Annotated in this window: 5 protein-coding genes; 1 reads left to right on the top strand and 4 read right to left on the bottom strand. The window is 64.4% G+C overall.

The window, feature by feature from the left end:
* Window positions 1-114 precede the first annotated feature (114 nt).
* Complete coding sequence (locus M2427_RS41905) at window positions 115-1,185, top strand: toprim domain-containing protein (RefSeq protein ID WP_280712547.1); 1,071 nt, start codon at window positions 115-117, stop codon at window positions 1,183-1,185.
* A gap of 148 nt (window positions 1,186-1,333) precedes the next feature.
* On the opposite strand, the gene M2427_RS41900 is transcribed toward M2427_RS41905, so the two are convergent.
* The 4 genes from M2427_RS41900 to M2427_RS41885 all read right to left on the bottom strand — a co-directional run bounded on the left by M2427_RS41900 (window position 1,334) and on the right by M2427_RS41885 (window position 5,627).
* Complete coding sequence (locus tag M2427_RS41900; RefSeq protein WP_280712546.1) at window positions 1,334-2,329, bottom strand: tyrosine-type recombinase/integrase; 996 nt, start codon at window positions 2,327-2,329, stop codon at window positions 1,334-1,336.
* Complete coding sequence (locus tag M2427_RS41895) at window positions 2,322-3,272, bottom strand: tyrosine-type recombinase/integrase (protein WP_280712545.1); 951 nt, start codon at window positions 3,270-3,272, stop codon at window positions 2,322-2,324. The genes M2427_RS41900 and M2427_RS41895 overlap by 8 nt, the downstream gene beginning before the upstream one ends.
* Window positions 3,269-4,204: a tyrosine-type recombinase/integrase gene (locus tag M2427_RS41890; protein WP_280712544.1), complete on the bottom strand. Its 936-nt coding sequence runs from the start codon at window positions 4,202-4,204 to the stop codon at window positions 3,269-3,271. The genes M2427_RS41895 and M2427_RS41890 overlap by 4 nt, the downstream gene beginning before the upstream one ends.
* 370 nt (window positions 4,205-4,574) lie before the next feature.
* The gene (locus M2427_RS41885; protein WP_280712543.1) at window positions 4,575-5,627 is read right to left on the bottom strand and encodes a toprim domain-containing protein; all 1,053 of its coding nucleotides are present in this window, start codon (window positions 5,625-5,627) and stop codon (window positions 4,575-4,577) included.
* Window positions 5,628-5,741 lie beyond the last annotated feature (114 nt).

Here is a 5,741-nt window from a genome sequence, read left to right as displayed (position 1 = left end):
GACCGAATATGTTGCGCCGAGAGTTATGTTGCGCATTTGCGCTTGGGTGCTGTCTCACAGACGATTGACAGCTTCTACGCAACATAATGCCAGCGCGCTGCGGGAGGTTGCGTGATGCCCCGCGACGCTTCCGAACTGGCGCGCCGCCTCGCCCGTGATGCCGAGGCGGTCTGCCGCCATTACCTGTCCAACGGGCGGCGCCAGGGCCGCTACTGGACGGTGGGCGATGTTCGCAATACGCCCGGCCGGTCGATGTTCGTCCGGCTCAGCGGACCGGAATCCGGTCCCGGCGCCGCCGGGCATTGGACCGATGCCGCCTCGGCCGAACATGGCGATCTGCTCGATGTCATCCGCGAGAGCTGTGGTTTCATTGACTTTCGCGATGTCGCCGATGAGGCACGACGCTTTCTGAGCCTGCCGCCGCCCGAACCCGATCCGTCGACAGCACGGACGCCCCGCGCACCGGCGCCGACGGGATCGCCGGAGGCCGCACGGCGCCTCTTCGCTATGTCCCAGCCGATCGAGCGCACGCTCGTAGAAACCTATCTCCGTGATCGCGGCATCACGCATTTGCACGGAACCGGAGCCCTGCGTTTCCACCCACGCTGCTACTATCGGCCCGACGACGATGCTTCGACCGAGACCTGGCCGGCGATGATCGCATCCGTCACCGACCTCTCCGGTCATCTCACTGGCGCGCATCGCACCTGGCTCTACCCGCGCGGCTTCACCGAGGCGACGCTCGGCAAGGCGCCGATCGACACACCGCGACGAGCGATGGGCGACCTTCTCGGCAACGCCGTGCGTTTCGGCGTGCCGGGCGACGTAATGGCGGCCGGTGAGGGCATCGAGACGATCCTGTCGCTCCGATGCGTTCTGCCCGACATGGCGATGGCGGCAGCACTCTCCGCCAACCACCTCGCTGCCATCCTGTTCCCGGACACACTACGCCGGCTCTACATCGCCCGCGACGCCGATGCCGCGGGTGACATGGCACTCGCGGCATTGACCGAACGCGCCGAAGTTGCGGGCATTGAGGCGCTTGCCCTGTCTCCGCGGATGGGCGACTTCAACGAGGACCTGCGTGCATTCGGCCTCGGCGCGCTGCGAGCGGCACTGCGTATCCAACTCGCGCCGCAGGATGTCGTTCGCTTCATGCGCCGGGGAACGGCCAGGACGGGGTGACAGATGGCGGGTCTGGGCCGTCCTGGCCGATCCGGCGAGGCCCATGCCGGACCAAGCCGCGCCGGCCTTCAAGAGGGCGATCGCTGCACCGCGTCCACCACTCAAAGCAGGAGCTCTCGGTGGAGGACGCCGTAACATAACTCCTGACTCACAAGGATTTCAGAAAGGCCATGAGATTCTTGTCCTCCTTCCATGAGCGAGCGGGTCGTGGCTGACCGACTTCGCAAAGAGCTACGGCGTTAGCTTTCAGCGTGAGGTCTATTTCGGCATAGATGTTGGTGGTGCTAATCGAGACGTGGCCGAGCCAGGCGCGGATGGTATTGATGTCCACGCCGGCGAGAACCAGGTGGCAGGCCGTCGTATGCCGGATCACATGCGGGGTTATCGTTCTGTCAGCCAGTTCCGGCACCCGGGCCGCGTAACGCTCGATAAGGCGATAGACTCCGAAGCGGGTGAAGGGCGTTCCGAGCCTGCTGACAAATACGGCGTCATCGCCCGAGCGACCGAGGCTCTCGTCTGCCAGAACTCGTTCGGTTTCCGGCCACAGTGGGCACTGGCGCGTCTTGCCGCCCTTCCCGTGCAGGGTGGCAAGATCGTGACCGCCATTCCCACGCCCGATCTGCAGATCGCGCATCTTCAATTGCGTGGCCTCGGAGACACGCGCCCCGGTGTTGTAAAGAAAGAGCAGAAGCGCGTATTCGCTGCGGCCCCGCTTGGTTTTGCGGTCGGGCACGGCGAGCATGGCCTCCATTTCCGCCCTGGTCAGCCATCCGACCGGTGGCGGCATGGATTTCTTCGATGCGATGGCCCGGATATGGCCGCACCATTCGACATGGGCCGGATCCCGGCTGCCGATGAAGCGGGCAAATGCCCGGATGGCGGCAAGCCTCTGATTGCGGGTCCGGGCAGAGCACCCGCGATCTTCCTCGAGATGTGTAAGGAACTGCAGCACATGCCGGGAGGTGAGATCGCGCACGGCCAGCCGGTCCACGGGCTTGCGCAACTTGCGGCTGACAAAGGGCAGAAGAAGGCTGAAGCTGTCCCGGTAGCTCTGGCGAGTGTTCCGGGCCAGATTGCGCTCGGTGACGATATGTTCGCACAGGAAGCGCCGGAGCCATGGGCCAAGGGTTATGAGTTCAGGCATTCTGGGCTCCCCCGGCATAGCGAGCAAAACGCAGCGACGCTTGCTGCAGAAGCTCCGGCGTCATCGACAGATAGACCTTCGTGCCCTCCAGATCGGAATGGCCGAGGTAGGTGGAGAGTACGGGTAGCAACCGTTGCACATCCGCTCCCTGACGATACCAGGCAGTCAGGCTGTGAACCGCGAAGCTGTGCCGGAGATCGTGCAGGCGCGGAATCTGTCGCCCGCCTGCCGTGCCATGGACCCCGGCGATGCGCCGCAGCGCGTCGAATGCGGCCTGAACGGTGCTGCTGGCGAGCCGCGTGCCGTCTCGGTTCGTCAGAAGGAAGGAAGTCTCGCCCTGCGCAAGCCCGCCGCGTCGCCGCAGAGGCATATAGTTCGCCAGCACCGTTGCAAGCTGCGGTCCGATCGGAACCAGACGGCTCTTGTAGAACTTCGTGGCGCGTATGGTCAGAACGTCTTCCGCCAGATCGACGTCCGCCAGTGTGAGTCCTGTCGCTTCGCTGAAGCGCAACCCGGCTCCGTATAGCAGGAGAAGCAGAGTCCGGAACGTCACTGCGTCGAGCTGAACCGCACCGCGCCGACTGCTCGCGACGGTCGCGAGGTCAAGAAGCCGCCGCAACTCGTCATGCGAGTAGATATACGGCGGCGTCCGGGGCGGCGATTTCGGTTCGCTGTTCGGCAGCGGCGAGCGCATCGCATGGCCACGGCTGATCGCATGGCGCCAGAAGCCGGCAAGGGCGTAATGCTTGTTCTCGCGATGCCGGGCCAGTGGCCCCTTGCCCACCAGAAAGGCCAGGACCTGGGTCGTGGTGACCGCGTCGCAAGCGGCATCTCCATTGGCATATCCAAGGAAGTGACGCAGGAGGTTCGCCCCAGTCGTGAACTTGGCGCCATGGGCCCGTCGCCAGAGGATATATTGCTCGATCGCCTCGCGCAGCATCATGCCAGCCCCTCCAGATCGAGAGCCGCCACCTCGCGAAGAGCCGCGAGATTGACCTTGGCGTAGATCGCGGTGGAGGATGGGTCGCGGTGCCCGAGAAAGTCCCCGATCACCTTCATCGACATGCCCTGATCCAGAAGATGCTGGGCGGCCGCATGCCGTAAGGCATGCGTACCGCGTCGACCGGAGACGATGCCAATGCCTGCCAGGCGATCACGGACCATCTTGCCCAAGGTTGTTCTGACAAGCGGTCGGATCGGCGCATGCGCTGTAAAGAAGAGGCTGCGCCCGAAGCCGGATGGCCGTGCCTCCCGTATGTAGCGCAGGATGGCATGTCCGACCTCATGTGACAGCGGCCAGAGATGGGTCCGACCGGGCTTCGGGCAGCGGACACGGAGCATCCCGTTTTCCCAGTCCAGATCGTCCAGTCGCAGGCCGCCGACTTCCCCGGCCCGCAGCCCGTACGCGACAAACAGCATGAGGATCGCGCGGTCGCGCTTGTCGACCGCGCGATCCCCCCGAACAGAAGCCAGTAGGCGCAGGACGTCGTCGCGCTTTATGCCCTTCGGCACGGTCTCGTCCGCCATGAACCGGGGTGCCATGATCCCCGCGGCCAGCCCCGTTTGACACCAACCGCGCGCCTCGGCGTAGAGGAAGAATGCCCTCAGTCGTTGCGCGTAATCGTGCATCGTCCGCCGGTTCCAGGCTCCCCGCCTGTACTCTGCCGCAAAAGCATCATCGATGTCGGCCATCTGAACTGCATCCAGCGACGTGCCTCTTCCCGCCAGCCAGAAGAAGAAGTGGTCGGCGGCGTGGCAATAGTCTCGTATGGTCGCGTCGGACAGACCGCGCTCCTTGCGCAGCCACTCCTCAAAGATCGTGACCTTAGCGCGATGCGGATGGCGCTCACGTTCGTGTTCATCAAGCCAGCCCAAGAAGAGTAACCATTGGATTCCGCAGCTGACAAAACGTTTGCACGCCTTGGGCGAAGCCGCCCGGACAAACCTGCGCCCTTTCGGTCTTGCCCAAATTGCTGCTGCGGCTTCGATCTGGGAAACTCGCACTCTGGTGCTGCCATCTAATTCCAGAAGGCGCACAAAGCTCAATTGGTCATTAGCGCATTTCCGCAAGGCCGATCGTCTGGCGCCTGTCTCCCTGAGATGAACGAGATATCGTTCCCGCTGCTCGACAAGTGGCGCTGCCCGATATCTCTCAGCGGTTCGGGGAAAGAATATTTCTTCAAACATACTTGTGCCTCCATGTTGATGGAGGCCCAAGCTTCCGCACCGGGCGCCGTGATGAAAGTTAATTGCGTAGAAGCCGCTCAATCATCTGTAAAAAGTACCCATCCTGCGGCGCGAGTTGGATGCGCAGTGCCGCTCGCAGCGCGTCGAGGCCGAATGCATGCAGATCCTCGTTGAAGTCGCCCATCCGCGGAGACAGGGCAAGCGCCTCAATGCCCGCAGCTTCGGCGCGTTCGGTCAATGCCGCGAGCGCCATGTCACCCGCGGCATCGACGTCGCGCACGATGTAGAGCCGGCGCAGCGTCAGCGGGAGCAGAAGGGCGGCAAGGTGGTTGGCCGAGAGCGCGGCAGCCATCGGCATGGCAGGCAGCGCACAGCGCAGCGACAGCATCGTCTCGATGCCTTCGCCGACAGCGAGGACGTCGTCGGCCGCGCCAAAGCGGACGGCATGGCCGAGGAGACCGCCCATGGCCCGTCGCGGCGTGTCGACCGGCGCCTTGTCCGCGCCGTCGCGTGCGAGCCAGGTGCGGTGTGCGCCCGTGATCCTCCCTTCGAGATCGGTGACGGCGGCGACCATGGCGGGCCATGTCTCGGTCGGGCCGTCGCCCTCAGGTCGATAGTAGCAGCGCGGATGGAATCGCAGGCTGCCCGTGTCGCGCAAGTTCCTGATGCCGCGGTTTCGCAGATAGGTGGCGACCAACGTGCCGCTGATCGGCTGCGACATGGCGATCAGCCGCTGCGCCGCTTCCGGCGATCCGGCGGGGACGCTTGTGCGAACGGGCTTTGGGCTGTGGCGCGGTTCGGCGCGCGGCAGACTCAGAAAGTGGCGCGCCTCGTCCAGCGTCTCCGGCAGGGAAATACCGCCCAGCCGGGCGGCAATCAGATCGAGCAGATCGCCATGTTCGGCCGAGGCGGCATCGGTCCAATGCCCGGCGGCGCCGGGTCCGAATTCCGGTCCGCTGAGCCGGACGAACATCGACCGGCCGGGCGTATTGCGAACGTCGCCCACCGTCCAGTAGCGGCCCTGGCGCCGCCCGTTGGACAGGTAATGGCGGCAGACCGCCTCGGCATTTTGGGCGAGGCGGCGCGCCAGTTCGGAAGCGTCGCGGGGCATCACGCAACCTCCCGCAACGCGCTGACATTATGTTGCGTAGAAGCTGTCAATCGTCTGCGAGACAGCACCCAAGTGCAAATGCGCAACATAACCTTCGGCGCAACATATTCGGTC

It is taken from the genome of Bradyrhizobium sp. BR13661, assembly GCF_029892425.1.
Lineage (GTDB): Bacteria > Pseudomonadota > Alphaproteobacteria > Rhizobiales > Xanthobacteraceae > Bradyrhizobium.
Note: the sequence above shows the minus strand (reverse complement) of the source record. Positions and strands in the feature narration are given on the sequence as shown.